The 544-nt window shown below is 61.2% G+C and carries 1 pseudogene; it reads right to left on the bottom strand.

Annotation, left to right across the window (positions count from 1 at the left end):
* Positions 1-394 (bottom strand): annotated as a pseudogene (locus CSC71_RS15340) (metal ABC transporter permease); the annotation flags it as partial.
* Between the last annotated feature and the right edge of the window lie 150 nt (positions 395-544).

Raw genomic sequence — 544 nt, 5'->3', positions numbered from 1 at the left:
GCCACGGCCCGGCCCCCATCGCGCGGGCCGCCTCAATAACCCCAGGATCGACGGTGACAAGATTCTGCTCAACAATCCGGGAGATGGCGAAGGTCGCTGCGATGCACAGAGGGAAGGTGGCCGCCCGCACCCCGATGGTGGTGCCGATGACCTTGAGGGTGAGGGGAGCGATCGCCGTCATAAAGATAATGAACGGGATCGGCCTGATGATGTTGACGATGACGTTGAGGATGGTGTGAACGATCTTGTTGGCCAGCAGGCCACCACGCCGGGTGGCATACAGCAAGATTCCCAGTACCAGGCCGCAGATTCCCCCAATGACGAGGGTGATAAGGGCCATGAAGAGGGTTGCCCAAATCGACTGAAGATAGATGGGGCGCAAATAGTCGTTCATCAGTGGGCCTCCGCAGTGGGCGTCGGGACGGTTGCGGATGCGGTTGGTGCCGCCGAATTGGATACCTCGTCGAGGATCCGAGCCGCCTGCTCGACGGCCTGAGCTGGACCAGACAAGGCCACCGTGTAATTGCCCAGCGAGCCGTCGTGT

The organism is Pseudoxanthomonas sangjuensis, assembly GCF_010211755.1.
Lineage (GTDB): Bacteria > Pseudomonadota > Gammaproteobacteria > Xanthomonadales > Xanthomonadaceae > Pseudoxanthomonas_A > Pseudoxanthomonas_A sangjuensis.
Note: the sequence above shows the minus strand (reverse complement) of the source record. Positions and strands in the feature narration are given on the sequence as shown.